General features: G+C 68.8%; 21 protein-coding genes and 1 tRNA gene. 1 reads left to right on the top strand and 21 read right to left on the bottom strand.

Translation table 11 applies throughout. The features are described 5' to 3' along the window. Positions 1-91: 91 nt before the first annotated feature. From FHW73_RS10440 to FHW73_RS10355, 18 genes are all read right to left on the bottom strand, one after another. The gene (locus FHW73_RS10440; protein WP_183426652.1) at positions 92-820 is read right to left on the bottom strand and encodes a hypothetical protein; all 729 of its coding nucleotides are present in this window, start codon (positions 818-820) and stop codon (positions 92-94) included. Between the two features lie 177 nt (positions 821-997). Next, a tRNA-Lys gene (locus FHW73_RS10435) sits at positions 998-1073 on the bottom strand. A gap of 151 nt (positions 1074-1224) precedes the next feature. Continuing rightward, the gene (locus FHW73_RS10430; protein ID WP_183426651.1) at positions 1225-1398 is read right to left on the bottom strand and encodes a hypothetical protein; all 174 of its coding nucleotides are present in this window, start codon (positions 1396-1398) and stop codon (positions 1225-1227) included. A 228-nt stretch (positions 1399-1626) separates the two neighbouring features. Beyond that, the gene (gene queC / locus FHW73_RS10425) at positions 1627-2307 is read right to left on the bottom strand and encodes a 7-cyano-7-deazaguanine synthase QueC (RefSeq protein WP_183426650.1); all 681 of its coding nucleotides are present in this window, start codon (positions 2305-2307) and stop codon (positions 1627-1629) included. A gap of 96 nt (positions 2308-2403) precedes the next feature. Further along, a complete protein-coding gene (gene queE, locus FHW73_RS10420) occupies positions 2404-3084 on the bottom strand; it encodes a 7-carboxy-7-deazaguanine synthase QueE (RefSeq protein ID WP_183426649.1) in 681 nt (226 codons plus the stop codon). Positions 3085-3088: 4 nt separating this feature from the next. Beyond that, complete coding sequence (ybgF, locus tag FHW73_RS10415) at positions 3089-3916, bottom strand: tol-pal system protein YbgF (protein ID WP_183426807.1); 828 nt, start codon at positions 3914-3916, stop codon at positions 3089-3091. Between the two features lie 8 nt (positions 3917-3924). After that, positions 3925-4437 carry a peptidoglycan-associated lipoprotein Pal gene (gene pal / locus FHW73_RS10410; protein WP_183426648.1) on the bottom strand — a complete coding sequence of 171 codons (513 nt, stop codon included), beginning with the start codon at positions 4435-4437 and terminating at the stop codon, positions 3925-3927. A gap of 66 nt (positions 4438-4503) precedes the next feature. Then, positions 4504-5826 (bottom strand): Tol-Pal system beta propeller repeat protein TolB, encoded by a 1323-nt coding sequence (gene tolB, locus FHW73_RS10405; protein WP_183426647.1) that lies wholly within the window; start codon positions 5824-5826, stop codon positions 4504-4506. Between the two features lie 80 nt (positions 5827-5906). Continuing rightward, entirely contained in the window at positions 5907-6281 is a 375-nt protein-coding gene (locus FHW73_RS10400; RefSeq protein ID WP_183426646.1) for a cell envelope integrity protein TolA, read from the bottom strand. Positions 6282-6284: 3 nt separating this feature from the next. Then, positions 6285-7295, bottom strand: a complete 1011-nt coding sequence (gene tolA / locus FHW73_RS10395) for a cell envelope integrity protein TolA (RefSeq protein WP_183426645.1) — start codon at positions 7293-7295, stop codon at positions 6285-6287. Then, positions 7296-7733, bottom strand: coding sequence for a protein TolR (gene tolR / locus FHW73_RS10390; RefSeq protein ID WP_183426644.1), 438 nt, complete (start codon positions 7731-7733; stop codon positions 7296-7298). It lies immediately after the preceding gene. A 51-nt stretch (positions 7734-7784) separates the two neighbouring features. Continuing rightward, positions 7785-8582: a protein TolQ gene (gene tolQ / locus FHW73_RS10385; RefSeq protein WP_183426643.1), complete on the bottom strand. Its 798-nt coding sequence runs from the start codon at positions 8580-8582 to the stop codon at positions 7785-7787. A gap of 6 nt (positions 8583-8588) precedes the next feature. Continuing rightward, positions 8589-9038: a tol-pal system-associated acyl-CoA thioesterase gene (gene ybgC, locus FHW73_RS10380; RefSeq protein ID WP_183426642.1), complete on the bottom strand. Its 450-nt coding sequence runs from the start codon at positions 9036-9038 to the stop codon at positions 8589-8591. 44 nt (positions 9039-9082) lie between these two features. Further along, on the bottom strand, positions 9083-10120 hold the full coding sequence (ruvB, locus tag FHW73_RS10375) for a Holliday junction branch migration DNA helicase RuvB (protein ID WP_183426641.1): 1038 nt from the start codon (positions 10118-10120) through the stop codon (positions 9083-9085). A 141-nt stretch (positions 10121-10261) separates the two neighbouring features. Further along, positions 10262-11245, bottom strand: a complete 984-nt coding sequence (locus tag FHW73_RS10370; protein ID WP_183426640.1) for an LLM class flavin-dependent oxidoreductase — start codon at positions 11243-11245, stop codon at positions 10262-10264. Between the two features lie 148 nt (positions 11246-11393). Continuing rightward, entirely contained in the window at positions 11394-12041 is a 648-nt protein-coding gene (locus FHW73_RS10365; RefSeq protein ID WP_183426639.1) for an anaerobic ribonucleoside-triphosphate reductase activating protein, read from the bottom strand. Positions 12042-12055: 14 nt separating this feature from the next. Next, positions 12056-12238, bottom strand: coding sequence for an anaerobic ribonucleoside-triphosphate reductase (nrdD, locus tag FHW73_RS10360; protein WP_183426638.1), 183 nt, complete (start codon positions 12236-12238; stop codon positions 12056-12058). 140 nt (positions 12239-12378) lie between these two features. Then, positions 12379-14103, bottom strand: coding sequence for a ribonucleoside triphosphate reductase (locus tag FHW73_RS10355; RefSeq protein WP_183426637.1), 1725 nt, complete (start codon positions 14101-14103; stop codon positions 12379-12381). Between the two features lie 266 nt (positions 14104-14369). Between FHW73_RS10355 and FHW73_RS10350 the strand changes: the two genes are divergently transcribed. Next, complete coding sequence (locus FHW73_RS10350; RefSeq protein WP_255492913.1) at positions 14370-15251, top strand: chorismate mutase; 882 nt, start codon at positions 14370-14372, stop codon at positions 15249-15251. Between the two features lie 166 nt (positions 15252-15417). Here the strand turns inward: FHW73_RS10350 and FHW73_RS10345 are convergent, their stop codons facing one another. The 3 genes from FHW73_RS10345 to FHW73_RS10335 all read right to left on the bottom strand — a co-directional run bounded on the left by FHW73_RS10345 (position 15418) and on the right by FHW73_RS10335 (position 18847). Then, entirely contained in the window at positions 15418-16302 is an 885-nt protein-coding gene (locus FHW73_RS10345; RefSeq protein ID WP_183426636.1) for a U32 family peptidase, read from the bottom strand. A gap of 4 nt (positions 16303-16306) precedes the next feature. Next, on the bottom strand, positions 16307-17305 hold the full coding sequence (locus tag FHW73_RS10340) for a peptidase U32 family protein (protein ID WP_183426635.1): 999 nt from the start codon (positions 17303-17305) through the stop codon (positions 16307-16309). Between the two features lie 69 nt (positions 17306-17374). Further along, the gene (locus tag FHW73_RS10335) at positions 17375-18847 is read right to left on the bottom strand and encodes a UbiD family decarboxylase (RefSeq protein ID WP_183426634.1); all 1473 of its coding nucleotides are present in this window, start codon (positions 18845-18847) and stop codon (positions 17375-17377) included. Positions 18848-18979: the final 132 nt, after the last annotated feature.

Here is an 18979-nt window from a genome sequence, read left to right as displayed (position 1 = left end):
TGCGCCCGCCGCGCGCCTGCTTCAACCGGCGCCGCAGTGCGTGTTCAGCAGTGCCGCAGGATGCCCAAGGGCTGCTGTGCAGCGGGTCCGCTCATCGCGTCCCGTGCACCGCGCCGGCGATCGTTTTCTGGATGCTGTCACTGCGTGTACCCCAGTCGGGGTGATCACCATCGCTCTCGTGACCGGCCAGCGCCTGCCTTGCGCCGTCCAAGATCGTCTCGCACGACAAGCCCAGTACGCACAGCGCCAAGGCGGCGAATGCATCGGCGAACAGCTCCGCAGCGCGCATGTCCGTATGGTCCGAACGCCGGATCGCTTGCTTGATTGCAGCGGGGACCGTCGCCTCATGATCGATCGCGTGCCCGAGCTCGTGAAGAATCGCGAACCGCGTCGTCGTCGGCCCTTGCTCGATCACGTCCCGGGCGATGTTAATCCGCCCGTTCTCGATTCGAGTGCTACCGCCGATCTCCACCACCAGGCATTCGGACAACGTGGTCAGCGTGTCGGCCAGCGCATCGCGATCCTCGGGCAAGACGGCCTCGAATACCGACAACCCGTCGATCGCCGAGCAGATCACACGCAGGTCGTCTTGCCATCGGTCGACCACATGCTGCGACCCGACCACTGCCTGCGCGATGGGCAGATAGTCGTCGATGATGTCGCCGATCGTGAGCGTGTCGTCGCAGAGCGTCTCGCGAAAGTAGTGGACGATATCGTCCAACGCAGCCTCGCCAACCACGCCTCCCTGGTAACGCACGTAGGCGGCCAGCGCATCGACGGCGAGCTGACGGGAATCGGGGGTGTCTTGTCGGCGGGGCATCTCGGCGTCTCCATGGCAGGTGGAAACAGCCTGAGCGCAGGCGACAGCGCATACGATCGGACCGGAACTGATTCGGCCCTCGGTCGTTGTCCGATCTGCGCGGCGTCAACAGCACGCATCGCGCTGCCTCCAGACGGCCAGAACGTTTCCAGAGCGCCGGAGATCTCGTCGACGGAATGGTGGGTCGTGATGGATTCGAACCATCGACCAGCGGATTAAAAGTCCGATGCTCTACCGACTGAGCTAACGACCCATCGACGGGCGGCGTACCACCCGGTCAGCACCTTCTGACCACCAGGGTGGCGGAGGATGCCTGCCGCCCTGTGGCGGCACCGGCGCCAGGCCGGAGGCGCATTGTACCGGACAGGAGCCGTCGTCTGCAGCGGTGCGCCACCGGGCGTGCTCTAGGCGTACGGACAGCCGATGAGCTCGCGCCCCTGCTCGGTCAAGTCGATGTCGCCGTCCTCGGCCAGCACCGCGTAGCCGGCACGCACGGCCCAGTCGGTCTCGGCCTCGGTGATCGGCATGGTGGCGTCGATATCGCGCAGGATCCGCATCTGGTCGTCGGTCAGGGGCATGGGAGGTGTCCGCGGGTGGAGTCCATGCCCACGGTACGGACGCGCCGTGACAGGCACGTCGCGGCGGCATCCGCGCTATGCGTGAAGCCGGCAGACGCCCTCGACAGCGACGACAGGCGATACAGGGGCTGGCTGCTCGTCCGTATCGCCGACCTGCAAGCGACGCGCAATGCGGGACGCCGCGCGCCCCAGGTTGCGGCCGGAGACGGCCGCAAAGCGATCGGCGGCTCAGCCAGCGACGGTGAGCACGTAGTGCGTCGGGTCGGCCGCGCCCGCAGCGGCAAAGCCATCGGCGCGCAGACGGCAGGCGTCGCAATGACCGCACGCCCGACCCTGCGCGTCCGCGCGGTAGCACGAGACGGTCAGCCCGAAATCCACGCCCAGGCGCAGGCCCTCACGAACGATATCGGCCTTGCTCATGTGCTGCAGCGGCGCGTGGACGCGGATGCCGGCGCCCTCGACGCCAGCCTTGGTCGCCAGGTTCGCCAGCCGCTCGAACGCGGCGACGAACTCCGGCCGGCAGTCCGGATACCCCGAATAGTCGACCGCGTTGACGCCACAGAACAGGTCGGCCGCGCCGATCACCTCTGCCCAACCCAGGGCCAACGACAGCATGATCGTGTTGCGGGCCGGCACGTAGGTTACCGGAATGCCGGCACTGCCGGCCTCGGGAACCTCGATGTCGTCGGTCAGCGCCGAGCCGCCGAACGCGCGCAAGTCGACGTCGACGGTCTTGTGCGCGACCGCGCCCAGAGCGGTGGCCACGCGCGCGGCAGCGTCGAGCTCGGAGGTATGCCGCTGCCCGTAGCGCACGCTCAACGCATGCACGGCGAAACCCTGCTCGCGGGCGATGGCGACGACGGCGGCGGAATCCATGCCCCCGGACAACAGGACGACGGCGTTCTTCATGGTCGGACTTCGTGTTTCGTGTTGATCGAAGGCTAGCGCATCGTGCAACCGCCGCGGCTGCGGATCGTCAATGGCCGTTGCGCTGTGCGGCGTTGGCTACCGCCCGGGCTCGTCGTTCCACAGCAGCTTGTGCAACTGCATCTGGAACTTTACCGGCAGGCGGTCGGCGACGATCCAGTCGGCGAGGTCGCGTGCGGAAATTTCGCCCTTGCTCGGTGAGAACAGCACATCGCAGCGCTGGTGCAGGCCCCGCTCAAGGACAAGATCGCGGGCCCATTCGTAGTCGGCGCGCGAGCAGATCACGCACTTGATCTGATCGTGCGCAGTCAGCAGCGCGAGGTTGTCCCACAGATTACGGTGCGCCTCGCCCGAGCCCGGCGTCTTGATGTCGACGACCCGGCTCACGCGCGGGTCGACGTCGGAGACATCGAGCGCGCCCGAGGTTTCGAGCGAGACCTGGTAGCCGGCATCGCACAGCCGCTCGAGCAGACCGATACAGCGCTTCTGCGCCAGCGGCTCGCCGCCGGTCACGCAGACATGCCGCACGCCCTGGCGGGCGACTTCGGCGAGGATCGCGTCGATCGTCCACCACTCACCGCCGTGGAAGGCGTAGGCGGTGTCGCAGTAGCCGCAGCGCAGCGGGCAGCCGGTCAGACGGACAAACACCGTGGGCCAGCCCGCGTCACGGGCCTCGCCCTGCAGCGACAGGAAGATCTCGGTGAGCTTGAGCCGGTCGGCCGCGGATGCGGCGACCGCATCGGGCGCGACGGCGGTCATCGGGTCAACGCAGGCGCGAGAGCTGGATCGCGCGCAACCGGTCGGCTGCCGTGCGGGCCGCATCGGTGCCCGGATACTGTGTGCCGACCTCGGCCAGCGTGGCCTCGGCCGCGTCCAGATTCTTCAGCCCGTACTGCGACAGGCCGACCTTGAGCAGGGCGCCGGGCGCCTTGTCGCTGGTCGGATAGCGCTGCAGCAGCGCGCGGAACTGCTCTTCGGCCAAGGCGTAGTTCTGGGTGACGTAATAGCTCTCGCCCAGCCAGTACAGCGCATTGGGCGCATAGCTGCCCTGCGGATGCTGGGCCAGGAAGGCCTGGAACAAGGTCGCCGATTCGGCGTAGTCGCCATTGCGCAGCGCGGCAAACGCCTGCTCGTAGGCGCCGCGCTCGTCGGCCGGCGCCTGCGCCGTCGTCGGCGAGGCGGCAGGCGGCGGCGTGACCCCACCTTGTGACGCCGGCGCGGGCGCGGACCCGACGGCCCCGCGCCCAAGCTCGGGGAGCTCCATGCCGCCGGCACCACCGGCGCCACTCGCACCGCCTCCAGCGCCCTCGAGCCGGTTAAGCCGGCCGTCGATATCCAGGTACTGGCTACGGTTGCTGTTCTTGAGCTGTTCGTTCTGCTGCTGCAGTTCCTCGACCTGCGAACGCAGAGCGACGAGTTCCTGCCGCAACTGGTTGACCTGGTTGAGCAGGTCCATGTTCGCGCTGGTATCTCCCGAGCGGGCCTCGAGCGCGGCGACGCGGTCGGCCAGGCTCGCACGCTGCGCGGACGCGGGCGCGGCGACCACGAGGGTCGCCGCGAACGCAACTGGGAGTACCAGCCATTGACGCATCGAAAGCATCAGCGGGCGGTGTAGATGATCTCGACGCGACGATTGCGGGCCCAGCAATCCTCGTTCGACTCGGTGCACACCGGACGCTCTTCGCCGTAGCTCACGACAGCCAGCTGGGCAGCCGAACCACCGTTGGCCTGCAGCGCCGAGGACACGCCATTGCCACGGCGCTCGCCCAGGCCCTGGTTGTACTCGCGGCTACCGCGCTCGTCGGCGTGGCCTTCAAGCGAGATGCGCGCCGAGCTGCGGTCGCGCAGGTACTTGGCGTGGCAGCTGACGATGGCCTGGAACTCCGGACGCAGCGAGTCCTGATCCAGATCGAAGTACACCACGCGCTGGCGCAGGCAGGCATCGCTGTCCAGGTCGGCCGGCGTGTAGGCACCTGCGGTCGACGGGGTCGGCGCGACCGTGCCGGTGGACGGACCGGTGTCGACCGGCGCTTCTTCCTTCACCTTCTTGGAACACGCGACGGCGGCGGTGCAGAGCAGCGCTGCCAGCATCACACGGGTGGTCGTCTTCATCTCGTCGATCCTTGGTTATGTCGAATCAGGGCAGTGAGTATTGTTGTTAAGGACGTGCAGGCAGCGTCAGCGCTGTTCCCGGAACGGACCCCATGCCGGTTCGCGCACATCACCATCGGCGAGGACGAGGCGCTGGCGTACCCGGCCATCCGAAGAGACCGCGTACAGCACACCCCTACGCCCCTCGCGCGCCGCGTACAGGACCATGCCGGCGTTCGGAGCGAAACTCGGCGATTCGTCGAGCGATCCGGGCGACAGCGTGGACCAGCGGGGCGACCCCAGGCTGCGATCCAGCAGTGCAATACGGTACACGTTGCCCGACCCTTGCGCCACGACGATTTTCTTGCCATCGAAAGAGACCGACGGGTCGGCGTTGTAGCTGCCCTCGAAGGTCACCCGGGTGGCGTTGCCGCCGCTCGCCGGCGCCTGATAGACCTGCGGCCGGCCGCCCCGGTCGGAGATGAAGTACAGGCTGGCACCATCGGGCGCCCAGACCGGCGACGTGTCGATCGCGAAGTGGTTGGTCACCTGGGTCAGCGCCTTGCTGCCCAGGTCCATGACGTAGATCTCGGGGTTGCCGCTGCGCGAGAGCGACAGCGCCAGACGCCGGCCATCGGGCGAGAACGCCGGGGCGCCGTTGATGCCGCGGAAGCTGGAGACCAGTTCCCGGCCACCGGTCGAGATGTCCTGGATGTAGATCGCCGAATTGCCGCGCTCGAAGCTCACGTAGGCGATGCGGCGACCGTCCGGGCTCCAGGCTGGCGAGAGCAGCGGCTCGTTGGAGCGCACCACGGTCTGCGGGTTGTGGCCATCGGAATCGGCGACGACCAGCGCATACCGGGCGCTCTGCCCCAACCCGGTCTGGGTCACGTAGGCGATCCGGGTCCAGAACGCACCGCGCACGCCGGTGATCTTCTCGTAGATCGCGTCGGCCATCTGGTGGGCGACGTCTCGCATCGCGTTGGCGCGAGCGGTCATCGCCAGGCCGAGCATGCGTTCCTGCTTGGCGACGTCGAACAGCTCGTACTCGACCCGGTAGCCACCGCCGCCGGCGTCGACGACCCGGCCCACGACCAGGAAGTCCTGGCGCAGCGCGCGCCACGTCGGGTACTGCACCTCGCTGCCGCGGGTCGGGCGCTCGACGATGTCGCGGTCGGGCAGCGTACGGAACTGGCCGGAGCGGTCGAGGTCGGCGCGGATCACTGCGGCCACGTCGGTGTCGGGCGCGGTGCCGCTACCCTGGTAGGGCATCGGAACGACCGCGATCGGCATCGCCTGCGCGCTGCCGCCGGTGATATCGATCTCCAGCCCCTGCTGCTGCGCACTGGCCATCATCGGCAGCGCGAGCGCGAACAGGGCGATCAGACAACGGATCAGGATGGGTTTCATCGGCCTACCGGACATGGGAATGGAGAGAGACCCGCGCAGCTTGGCCGCTGCACGGCGCAACAGGATGAATCCGGGCGCAATCATGGCGCGCCGCTGGTGAAGGTGATGACGAGCTGGCGCTCGAACACCCGCTCGAACCCCGCGTACGGCAATGGCGAGGCCCGGTATACCGCCTCGAGCAAGGATTGCCGGGCGCTCGCATCGAATCCGCATTCGAGCACGGGCTCGACCGACACCACGTCGCCGCCGGGCAACTGCCGGACCAGGACCCGGCAACGCACATCCCCGGCGATGTCGGGCTTGCGCCACTGGCTCTGCACGGCCTGATGCAGCGCCATCCGATAGCGAGCCTCGAGCGCGTCGTCAGCACGGCCAGCGCCCGGTGTCGCCAAGCCGCACAGCGCCAGCACGCCCGCTACGAAGGCCGCCCGGGCCGTCGAAACCGCAGCCGGCATCGATCAGTCCTGCGCGGTGAAGTTGAAGTTGAGCCGGCGGTTGAAGACCGATTCGAAGCCGGCGTACGGCAGCGGTTCGGCGGCACGCACCGCAGCCTCGACCGAGCGCCGCCCCTGGGCGTCGTAGGGGCACGATGGATCGAACTCGACGCTGATCACCTCGCCGCCCGGCAACTGGGTGATGTACAGGCGACAGCGCTGGCCCAACTGGACGTTATCGGGCCGACGCCAGTTGCGGCGCACGGCTTCCTGGATCGCCGCCGCGTACTTGGCGGCCAGGCCGCTGTCGCCGTCGGGACGGCCGGGTGGCGGGCTCGCCGCCGACGACGCTGCGGATGCGGCCGCACGCTCGGCCGCCTGACGCGCCTCGCGGTCGGCGATCTGCTTGAGCCGCTGTTCGGCCAGGCGCGCCTCGCGCTGGGCCTTTTCGCGCTCGGCGCGCAGCTTCTCCAGTTCCTGACGGGCAAGCCGGCGCTTCTCTTCGGCTTCCTGCTGCTTCTGCTGTTCGGCCAGCTCGATCTGCGCCTGCCGGCGCTTCTCTTCCTGTTCTCGTTCACGCGCCTCGGCCGCCTGCGCCTCGCGCCGCACGGCGTCCTGGGACACGCTGTCGGGCTTGGGCACGACTTCCTGCGGGGCCGGCTGGCGGGGCTCGACCGCATCCTCGGGACGCGGTTCGGGCAGCGGCTGCGGCGGCGCGGCGACCGGTTCGGGCTCCGGTTCGGGCTCCGGTTCGGGCAGCGGTTCGACCACAGGTTCGGGCGTGGGCTCTTGCGCCGGCTCCGGTTCGGGCACGGGCTCGGCGACCGGCTCGGGGCGACTGGCAAGCGCGCGCCGGTCGGCCGCGCTCAGCGCGTTGGGGTCGATGACGTCCGCCGAGACCGGCGAGCCGGCGGCCGAGGTCGGGCGCGACGACGCGCTCCACAGCGCGCCGAGCAGGATCAGCCCGAACAGCAGCACGTGGACCAGGATCGCCAGTCCGACTGCGATCGCGTCGTCGGAGCGCGATTCACGCATTCAGTTCGCGCCCTCCTGCGGGCGGCTGATCAGGCTGACCTTGGAGATCCCGGCCTCGTTGATGAGGTCGATGGCGTTCATGATCCGCTGGTAGCTGGCGGCGCCGTCGCCGTTGATCAGGATCGTGGCTTCCGGGTTCTGGGTGTGGATGCCGCGCAGGCGCGCGACCAGATCCTCACGCGTAACCGAGGTGTTCTGCTGCTCGACCATCAGTGCCAGTTGGCCGTCGGGATAGACGCTCACGACCACCGGGTCCTTCGGCGTGCCGAGCGACTTGGCGCGCGAATCAGGCAGATTGATGTCGGTGCCCAGGTTCATCAGTGGCGTGGTGACCATGAAGATGATCAGCAGCACCAGCATCACGTCGATATAGGGCACGACGTTGATTTCGTTCTTGAGCTTGCGCCGCTTGGCACGGCGAAGGGAGATCGACGACATGGTGGGGTCCGGGTTCGTGGACGGTCCAGCGACCGCCCGGCGCGGCTGGGGTCAGTCGGCGCCGGTCTGACGTTCGAGGATCGAGGAGAACTCGTCGGAGAAGGCCTCATAGCGCGTGGCGATGCGCTCGACCTTGGTTGCGAAGCGGTTGTAGGCCCACACCGCCGGGATCGCCGCGAACAGGCCCATCGCGGTCGCGATCAGCGCCTCGGAGATACCGGGCGCGACGGTGGCGATGGTCGCCTCCTTGACGCTGGCCAGGCCGTGGAACGAGATCATGATGCCCCACACCGTGCCCAGCAGGCCGACGTACGGCGCGATCGAGCCGACATTGGCCAGGAACTCCAGGTTGCGCTCCAGGCCGTCGAGCTCGCGGGCGCCGGCCACGCGCATGCCGCGCTGGGCGCCTTCGAGCTGGGTGCGGCTGTCGATGCCGCGGCGCTGGCGCTGGCGCGAGTACTCGCGATAGCCGGCCTCGAAGATCGCCTCCAGGCCTTCGATCTCACGGCTGCGTTCGGTCGCCGAACTGTAGAGCTTGCCGATCTCGGCGCCCGACCAGAAGCGTTCCTCGAAGCGGTCGGCCTCCTTCTCGGCGCGGTCGAGCATGCGCTTCTTGCGGAAGATGATGACCCACGAGGAGATCGACGCCAGCAACAGCAGCAGCATCACCAGCTGCACCGGAATCGAGGCGTGCAGGATCAGGTCAAGGATGCTCAGATCGTTGGGCAGCGGCGCGGTCGCGGCGGCGGCCGCACCGGTGTTCGCCAGATCGGTGGCGCTGGCAGCCGCCTCCTCGGGCAGCGCCTGCACCTGGGTGGCGGACTGCAACAGCACGGGCATGGGGCTCATCCAGGATTACTCCGCTGACGTTTCGAGTGACTTGAGTTGGGTGTACAGCGCATCGGGCAGCGCGCGCGGACGGAAATCGGCCGTGCCCAGCGCCGCCACGCGCACCTCGGCATCGACCAGCAGTACGCCGTCCCGGCGGATCCGCTGGACGAACACCGCGCTCGCGCGTCGGCACTCACGCAGCACCACCTCGACCTCCAGCGCATCGTCGAGGCGTGCGGGGCTGCGGAAATCGATCCGCATCGCGCGCACCGCGAACAACGTGCCGTGCGCCTCCTGCAGCGAGGTCTGGCCATGGCCGTGGGCACGTAACCACTCGCTGCGTGCGCGCTCCATGAAGGCGACGTACTGCGCGTGATAGACGACACCGCCGGCGTCGGTATCTTCCCAGTAGACGCGTGTCGGCCAACTGAATGCAGGCGAACTGGAATCGGGCATTGGTGATGGGGCGCTCATTGGGTCGGCTGACGGTTGGTGGCGTGCGGAGGGCGCGCGGGCACTCAGAACAAGGCCCCGGATTCCCCACTGCCCAATGCAGGTTCCTTGGGCTTGAGCCCCAGATGCAGGTAGGCCTTACGCGTGGCCATGCGGCCACGCGCGGTGCGCACCAGAAAGCCCTGCTGGATCAGATAGGGTTCGATCACGTCTTCGAGCGTGCCGCGTTCTTCGCTGAGCGCGGCAGCCATCGATTCGACGCCGACCGGGCCACCGTCGAAGTTCTCGATGATCAACTGGAGCAGACGCCGGTCGAGCTCGTCGAAGCCCTCGGGATCAACCTTGAGCATCTGCATCGCGGCATGCGCGACGGCGTGATCGATGCGGCCGCCGGCCCGGACCTGAGCGTAGTCGCGCACCCGACGCAGCAGGCGGTTGGCGATGCGCGGGGTGCCGCGCGCGCGCCGCGCGATCTCGGCCGCACCTTCCGGCTCGCAGGCCATGCCCAGGATCTGCGCCGAACGCCGGACGATGCGGGTCAGCTCCTCGGTGCTGTAGAACTCCAGACGCTGGACGATGCCGAAACGATCGCGCAGCGGAGCGGTCAGCAGGCCGGCGCGCGTCGTCGCGCCGATCAGCGTGAACGGCGGCAGGTCGATCTTGATCGAGCGCGCAGCCGGGCCCTCGCCGATCATGATGTCGAGCTGGAAGTCCTCCATCGCCGGATACAGGACTTCCTCCACGACCGGCGACAGGCGGTGGATCTCGTCGATGAAGAGCACATCGTGCGGCTGAAGGTTGGTCAGCAACGCGGCCAGGTCGCCGGCCTTCTCGATCACCGGACCCGAGGTCACGCGCAGCGCCACGCCCAGTTCGTTGGCGATCACATGGCTGAGCGTGGTCTTGCCCAGACCGGGCGGCCCGAACACCAGCACATGGTCCAACGCCTCACGGCGCTGCCGGGCGGCCTCGATGTAGATCGCCAACTGCTCGCGGACCGGTTGCTGGCCGAGATAGTCGTCGAGCCGCTGCGGCCGGATGCTCGCCTCGACGGCGTCGTCCTCGCGGGTGGCGTCGGCGGCGATGATGCGATCCTGGGTCATCCCGGCATGATCGCACGCCGCCGCCCCGAACCAGAACCGGGGTCAGTGTGCATTTTCCCTCGGGCCTCGATCAGCCCAGGCCCGAACCGGGGTTGGAGCGCGTTTCTTCAAAAAAATGCACGCTGACCCCAGTTCTTGAGGTCAGCCGCGCATGGCCTCGGCGGCCAGGGCGAAGCTGTGGCGACGGGCGTCGTGGTCGAAGATGTTGGCGGTGAGCATCAGTTCGTCGGGCCGATGCCGGGCGACGAAGTCGGCGATGCCTTCGCGCACGTCGGCCGGATCGCCGACCACCGAGCAGGCCAGAGCCTGGGCCACCATGGCTTTTTCCGCCGGGTTCCAGAACGCCTCGATGTCGTCGATCGGCGGCGGGATCAGGCCCGGCATGCCACGGCGCAGGCGCACGAAGCTCTGCTGCTGGGTGGTGAACAGCCGCTGGGCCTCGGCGCGCGTATCGGCGGCAACGACGTTGAGCGCGAGCATCGCATGCGGCTGCTGCAGCCGCTTGGACGGGCGGAAGTCCCGGTGATAGAGCGCGAGCGCCTCGGTCATCGCGGCCGGTGCGAAGTGCGAGGCGAACGCATACGGCAGGCCGAGCGAGGCGGCCAACTGCGCGCCGAACAGGCTCGAGCCGAGGATCCAGACCGGTACGTCCAGCCCGGCACCAGGCACGGCCTGCACCGGTTGACCCGGCTTGGCGGGCTCGAAGTAGCGCAGCAGCTCCATGACGTCGGACGGGAACGCGTCGGCGCCCGCGTAATAGCGCCGCAGCGCCTGGGTGGTCGCCTGATCGGTGCCCGGTGCGCGCCCCAGCCCCAGGTCGATACGCCCTGGATACAGCGAGGCGAGCGTGCCGAACTGCTCGGCGACCTGCAGCGGCGCGTGGTTGGGCAGCATCACGCCGCCAGCGCCGACCCGGATCGTCGAAGTCCCCCCGGCAATATGGCCGATCAGCACGGCGGTCGCGGCGCTGGCGATGCCGGGCATGTTGTGATGCTCGGCCAGCCAGTAGCGTCGGTAGCCCAGCGCCTCGGCGTGACGGGCGAGATCGAGCGAGCGGGCGAACGAGTCGGCGGGCGTCGAGCCCTCGGTGACAGGCGCGAGGTCGAGAACGGAGTACGGAATCATCGGTGGGCCTGGAGGGGGCATGCCCAGGGACATGGGGTCAGGGTCGGCGAACTCCATGGAAGGCAGGTGGAACGCTGCCGTGCGGTTGCCGTGACGGCTGTCGGCTGGGCACCGCGTGCTGCATCCGGCCGCATCGCGGGCCCTTTTCTCAGGCCCGACGCAGGACGAAGTGCGCGAATCGCGCCGCGAGCGCATCGGCGGCATGGAGCTGCCATTCCTCGGCCGGGTAGCCCGGCCCACGGCATTGCTGCAGCGACCAGTGGCGCACGCCGCGCGCAGCGAGCGCATCGGCCAGCCGCAGCAGTTCGTCTTCCGGATACAGCCGTGGGTGCCAGGTCGTGCGGCACTCGTAGGCGATGCCGCTGTCGAGGACATGATCCAGCGACCGCCAGACGCGCTCGCCGCTGCCGGCAGCTGTCGTGACCTCGGCATTGCGCGCCGGCAGGGCCTTGATGTCCAGACCCACCCAGTCCAGCGCCGGCAGCAGCGCAGCCAACCGCGACGGATACATGCCACCGGTATGCAATGCGACCTGGAACCCCAGACCGCGGACCGCGGCGACCGCGTCCCCGAGTGCCGGCTGCAGCGTCGGTTCGCCGCCCGAGAAGACCACACCGTCGAGCAGCCCCTGGCGGCGATGGAGGAAGGCCTCGACCGTCGACCAGGGGATCTCGACATCGCCGCGCGCCGGCAGCAGATCCGGGTTGTGGCAGTACCCGCAGCGCCACGGGCAGCCCTGCAGGAACAGCACGGCCGCCAGCCGACCGGGAAAGTCGATCCCGGTCATGGCGGTCATGCCGCCGATGCGGATCACGCGGCGCGCGCCGGACGTCCAGGCTCGGCGAAGAAGCGGCGCTCGGCATGCTCGCCACGCTTGCCGATGTTGAAGCTGGACACGGGCCGGTGATAGCCCATCACGCGGGTCCAGACCTCGCAGCGCTGGCGCTCGTCGTCGCGCAGGGAGGTGGTGGCGGCAGGGGCGACATGGGACATACAAAGCACTCCTTGGAGGTCATGGGTAAGCAGTGGTGCAGCGAGTTAAGAAGCGGGGTCAGAGTCGATTTTTCGATGCCCGGAAATCCCGCTGATCCGGCCCTGGTGTTTGAAATTCGACTCTGACCCCGGTCTTGGGGTCAGGCGGTGGCGCGGCGCTTCTCGGCCAGGCGCTCGTCGTCGCAGCGCGGGCAGAACGGATGCTCGCCGGCGAGGTAGCCGTGGGTCGGGCAGATCGAGAAGGTCGGGGTCACGGTGACGTAGGGCAGCCGGAAGCGGCTCAGCGCGCGCCGCACCAGGTCCCGGCAGGCATCGCCGCTCGATAGCCGCTCGCCCATGTACAGGTGCAGCACGGTGCCGCCGGTGTAGCGCGACTGCAGCGCCTCCTGGCGCTCCAGCGCCTCGAACGGGTCATCGGTGAAGCCGACCGGCAACTGCGAGGAATTGGTGTAGTACGGCTGGGCATCGGTGCCGGCCTGCAGGATGTCCGGCCAGCGGCGGCGGTCCTCCTTGGCGAAGCGGTAGGTCGTGCCCTCGGCCGGCGTGGCCTCGAGGTTGTAGAGGTGGCCCGTCTGTTCCTGGAACTCGACCATCCGTGCGCGCACGTGATCGAGCAGGCGCACGGCGAATGCATGACCCCAGTCGCTGGTCAGGTCGTGCGCATCGCCGGTGAAGTTGCGGATCATCTCGTTGATGCCGTTCACGCCCAGCGTCGAGAAGTGGTTGCGCAGCGTGCCCAGATAGCGCTTGGTGTACGGGAACAGACCGTCGTCGATCAGCCGCTGGATCACCTCGCGCTTGATCTCCAGGCTGCGCCGGCCCAGCTCGAGCAGGGCGTCGAGCCGCTCAAGCAGCGCTGTCTCGTCGCCGCGATGCAGGTAGCCCAGTCGCGCACAGTTGACCGTGACCACGCCCAGACTGCCGGTCTGCTCGGCGCTGCCGAACAGGCCGTTGCCGCGCTTGAGCAGTTCGCGCAGGTCGAGCTGCAAGCGGCAGCACATCGAGCGGATCATTCCCGGATCGAGCTCGGAGTTGATGAAGTTCTGGAAGTACGGCAGGCCGTACTTGGCGGTCATGTCGAACAGCCGCTGCGCGTTTTCCGACTCCCACGGGAAATCGGCCGTGATGTTGTAGGTGGGGATCGGGAAGGTGAACACCCGGCCCTTGGCATCGCCCGCGCTCATGACCTCGATGTAGGCGCGGTTGATCATGTCCATCTCGACCTGCAGCTCGCCGTAGGCGAACGGCATCGGCTCGCCGGCGATCACCGGCACCTGCGTGCGCAGATCCTCGGGGCACACCCAGTCGAAGGTGAGGTTGGTGAAGGGCGTCTGCGTGCCCCAGCGTGAGGGCACGTTGAGGTTGTAGATCAGTTCCTGGATGCACTGGCGCACGTCGTCGTAGGACAGCGCGTCCTTGCGCACGAACGGCGCCATGTAGGTGTCGAACGACGAGAACGCCTGCGCGCCGGCCCATTCGTTCTGCAACGTGCCCAGGAAATTGACGATCTGCCCGACCGCCGAGGACAGGTGTCGGGGCGGGCCGGCTTCGACCCGGTTGGGCACGCCGTTGAGGCCTTCATGCAACAGCGTGCGCAGCGACCAGCCGGCGCAATAGCCCGACAGCATGTCGAGGTCATGGATGTGCAGGTCGCCATCGCGATGGGCGCGGCCGACCTCGGGCGGGTAGACCTGCTCGAGCCAGTAGTTCGCGGTGACCTTGCCGGCCACATTGAGGATCAGGCCGCCCAGCGAGTAGCCCTGGTTGGCATTGGCATTGACCCGCCAATCGGCCCGGCTCAGGTACTCGTCGATCGAAGCGACCGGATCGATCAGGGCGGGCGCCCGGGTGCGTGCCATCGGCATTGCTTTCTTCCTCGACCACAATATGTGGTGCGCATTCTGATTTTGATCACCACATATTGGATTGACCTGGATCAAGCACCACACAGATCGCCTGTTCCCGCATGACTGGGTTCGGATCGGACACGCACCTGACGCGGATCAAGGCGGCGACCGCGTGGCGGTGGCACCGTGGCTCGCCTGGCGGCCCCTGACCGCCCCGTCGGATCGAGGAGCCTTGCGATGTGCGTGTCGTTGCAGCGGGTTGCGCCGCCACCGGTGCCGGGCGCATGAGTGGCGACATCGCCATGCCCAACAGCCATGGCCGCCCTGCTCCGCCACTGGCCGCGATCGCATTGGAGGCGGCGCGCCACGGCATCGACCGCATCGATGCAGCCCTGATCGCATTGCTGGCCGCGCGCCGCGGCGTTGCGGCACTGGCCGGTGGCATGAAGCGCGCGCTGGACCGCCCATTGCGCGATGCCGGCCGCGAGGCCCAGGTCCGGGCGCACGCACATCGGATCGCCGCGCGCCTGCACGTGCCCGGCGACACGGTGGACCGGCTGGCCACGCTGCTGATCGCCGACGCCTGCGACCGGCAGTCCCGCTCCACCTTCCCTCCTCCCCGACCGGCCCCCGCCATGACCGCGACCGCTTCTGCCTTCGATCCAACCGATCCCTCCCCGGCCGCCGCGCTGCTGCGCCTGCTCCCCCCGCCCGCGCGCTGGAAGCCGGTGCTGCGGCGCCTGCCACAACCGGTTGTCGAGGCCCCGCTCGAACGCGCGTTATCTCAGGTGTTGCAGACCGCGCAGATCGGGCCTGCGCTCGACCTGGTCGCCGGTCGGCGGCTGGGCATCGAGGTCGAGGATCTCGGCATCGCGATGGTCCTGAGCTGGACGCAAGGCCGACTGCGGGCCGTACCCGGTCCGGCCGAGGCCAGCGTCCGCGGCAGCGCGACCGACCTGATGTTGCTCGCCAGCCGCCTGGAAGATGCCGACACGCTGTTCTTCCAGCGCCGACTGGTGCTCATCGGCGATGTCGAGCTCGGGCTGACCGTGCGCAATCTGCTCGACCGCATGCCCTGGGACACGCTGCCACTGGGCCTGCGCATCGCGCTGCAACGCAGCGCCCGAATCGCACGCGCCGCCCGCAAGGCGCATCGCTCGGCCTGAGGCGACAGCGCGCCGCCACGCAAGCACAAGCCGGGTGAGCGATCCGCCCCGCGCGACGGGCCAAACGGCTGTCCTGCGGCACGTTGCAGGCGCTGCGCGCATGCGCACCCCGCAAGGAGATGCGCCGCACGGCAGCGGCGCGATCGCGCGTTGACAAGAATCGGGATCAGGCCGGCTGTGCGGGCAGCGTCCCCAGGCCGGGCGTGCCGTGCCAGTAGCCGTTACGGGCGCCCATGGGCGCGGGTGGCTCCGGTGCGTCGAGCATCGTGCGGAAACGCTCGACGATGGCTGCCATATCGCCGACCTGCGGCGACAGGCGCAGTACATCGACGCCACAGGCGTGCAGCGCGTCACGCTCGGGCGCCATGTCGATCACATCGGCGCCCTGGACCTGCACGCCGTTGATCGTCAGGAACGGGTCACCCTCGCGCGTCTGCAACGGCAGCCCGTCGGGATGCTCGATGCAACGCAGGCCGCAACGGTCCTTGGGCAGATCGAGCGCGCGGGCGGTGAAGCAGCGCGCCGAGTACGACAGCGGCAGCCGGCCCCAGGCCAGCACCTCGAGTTCGGGCATTGTGCCGCCGTCGGCCTGGAGCGCGGCACGCAATTCGGTCAGCAGCGTACGCCCCTGCTCGACACCCGGTACCCAGCGCTGCAGACCGTCCTCGACCAGCATCGCCAGCGCACGATGGTTGTAGACGTTGAGCGTCGGGCCACCGACGAACGGCAGTCCACGCTCGCGGCACAGTTGCACGGCCGACAGGTCGTTGGCCTCGATCATGAAGCGGCCGTTCTCGACCAGGCGCTGCATCGCACCGAGCTCGGACTCGGCCTCCAGCAACGCCAGCGTCGACAGCACGACCGCCTTGCCCGCCTCGGCCAGCATGTCGGCCAGCGCCAGCCAGTCGGCGCCGCGCAACTCGCGGCGCTTGCTGCACACAGTCTCGCCTAGGTAGACGATATCGACCGGCCAGGCAGTGACATCTCGATAGAACGCGAGTGTGGTCGCGCGCGGCCAGTAGTACTGCAACGGTCCAAGGCTGAGCTTCATCGAATCAATGCCAGGCACGGTGATAAGGCCCCAACGTGGTCTGCTGGCCTTCGGCATGCGCCGACAGCGCACGTTGCCAGTCGGGCTCGGTACGCCAGCGCTGCGGATCGTCGCGGTGACGGTCCAACGCCCGACGCCAGGTCTGCGCCACTGCGCGCACATACGCCACACCACGCTGGCGCCCCTCGATTTTCAGCGCCGCGACGCCGGCCTGCGCCAGCCGCGGCAGCAGTTCCAACGTGTTGAGACTGGTCGGCTCCTCGAGCGCGTGGAAGATCTCGCCGCCGACGTCGTAGCGGCCCTTGCACACGGTCGGATAGCCGGCCGGTTCGCCGTCGGCGAAGCGGTCGATCAGCATGCCGTTCACCCGCACGCTGCGGCTGCGGTCCGCGTGTTCGTCCCAGCGCACGAAGGCCGCGGGCGAGCACACACCGTGGCGATTGGGCGATTGCCCGGTCACATAGCTCGAGAGCTGGCAGCGGCCCTCGACCATGATGCACAGGCTGCCGAACGCGAAGACCTCCAGCGGCACCGGCGACGCCGCGCACAGGCGCTCGACCTGCTGCACCGACAACACGCGCGGCAGTACCGCGCGCGCGATGCCGAAGCGCTCGTGGGCGTAACGCAACGCGGCCGCAGTGGTCGCCGATCCCTGCACCGACAGATGCCGGGCAAGCTGCGGATAGCGGCGCGCGGCGTAGTCGAGCACCGCCATCTCGGCCGCGATGATGGCGTCTGCGCCGAGCGCCGCCGCGCGGTCCACCGCGCGCAGCCACTGCGGCAGCCGAACGCTGTCTGGATAGGTGTTGAGTGCAAGGTAGACCTGACGACCGCGCGCGTGCGCATAGGCGATGCCTTGGCGCAGTTCGGCCTCGTCGAAGTTCAGCCCTGGAAACGCGCGCGCGTTGGTCTGGTCGCGCAGGCCGGCGTACACCGCGTCGGCGCCGGCCTCGATCGCCGCCTGCAGCGCGGGCAGGTTGCCCGCTGGACACACCAGTTGCATCGCTCGTCCTCGTCATTGCGCAGGGGCTTGCATGCTAGGCGCCGCCCCTGCACGGCTCATTGACCCAGGTCAGGCGCTGCGTGCATCGCGCAATGCCTCCCACAGCCGCCCCACGCGTGCGGCGACCTGCGGGTCGGGCACGATCGGTCGGCCCCAGTCGCGTGCGGTCTCGCCGGGCCACTTATTGGTCGCATCGAGCCCGAGCTTGGAGCCGAGCCCGGCGACCGGGGATGCGAAGTCGAGGTAGTCGATCGGCGTGTTGTCGACCAGCATCGCATCGCGCGCAGGATCGACCCGGGTCGAGATCGCCCACAGCACCTGGCCCCAATCGCGCGCGTCGATGTCGTCGTCGACCACGATCACGAACTTGGTGTAGGTGAACTGGCGCAGGTACGACCAGATGCCCATCATCACCCGCCGCGCATGGCCGGCGTACTGCTTGCGGATCGAGACCACCGCGACCCGGTACGAGCACGCCTGCGCCGGCAGGTGGAAGTCGACGATCTCCGGGAACACCTTGCGCAGGATCGGCACGAAGACCTCGTTGAGCGCCATCGCCAGCACCGAAGGCTCGTCATGCGGCGCGCGCCCCATGTAGCTGCCGTGATAGATCGCACCGCGACGCAGGCGCATGCACTCGATCGTAAGCACCGGGAACGCATCGCGCGCGTTGTAGTAGCCGGTGTGGTCACCGAATGGGCCCTCGGGCGCGGTGTCGCCGGGATGGATGAAGCCTTCGAGCACGATCTCCGCACCCGCCGGCACGTCGAGTCCGGTCAGCGCGCTGCGCCACACCCGCGTACGTGCACCACGCAGCAGACCGGCGAACTCGTACTCCGACAGCGTGTCGGGCACCGGCGCGACCGCGGCAAGCAACGTCGCCGGATCGGCTCCGATCGCGACCACGACCGGAAATGGGCGGTCGGGGTGCATGCGCTGCCAGGCTGCATGATCCTGCGCACCGCCGCGATGCGGCAGCCAGCGCATGATCACGCGGTTGCGCCCGATCGGCTGCTGGCGGTAGATCGCCACGTTCTGCCGCGCCTGTTCGGTGCCGCGAGTGACGACCAGACCGAAGGTGATCAGGCGGTCGACGTCGCCGGGCCAGCAGCGCTGGATCGGCAGCCGCGCCAGATCGATGTCGCCACCGTGGACGACCTCCTCGCAGAACGCCGCCTCCTCCACGCGGCGCGGCGCGACATGCGCCAGTTGCGCCAGCCCCGGCCAGGCCTCGAGCGCGCCCCGCAGTGACGACGGCCAGCGCGGTTCCTTGAGCTCGGCGAGCAATTCGCCCAGTTCGCGCAGCGAAGCCAATGGCCGCTCACCGAGCGCCAGTTCGATGCGTCGACGATGCCCGAACAGGTTGCCGAGCATCGGGTGCGCCGATCCGACCGACCGGCGCATCAGCAGCGCCGGCCCCTGTTCGCGCAGCGCATGGAGCGACAACGCCGTGCTCTCGAGCTCAGGATCGACCGGCGCGCCGACCTCCCACAGCTGGTCGTGCCGGGTCAGGCGGTCGAGGAACTGGCGCAGATCGTGCAAACGGGGCTCCGGCGCGGACGCTCCCGGCCGGGAGACGATGCCGGCAAGGCTAGGCAGCGGCCGCAGCGGCTGCGATGACGCAGATCAAGCGCATCGAATGCAGCATCGGCGCGCCTGCATGGCGCGCCGCGC

The organism is Luteimonas sp. RC10 (assembly GCF_014192745.1).
In the GTDB taxonomy this organism is placed as follows: domain Bacteria; phylum Pseudomonadota; class Gammaproteobacteria; order Xanthomonadales; family Xanthomonadaceae; genus Luteimonas.
Note: the sequence above shows the minus strand (reverse complement) of the source record. Positions and strands in the feature narration are given on the sequence as shown.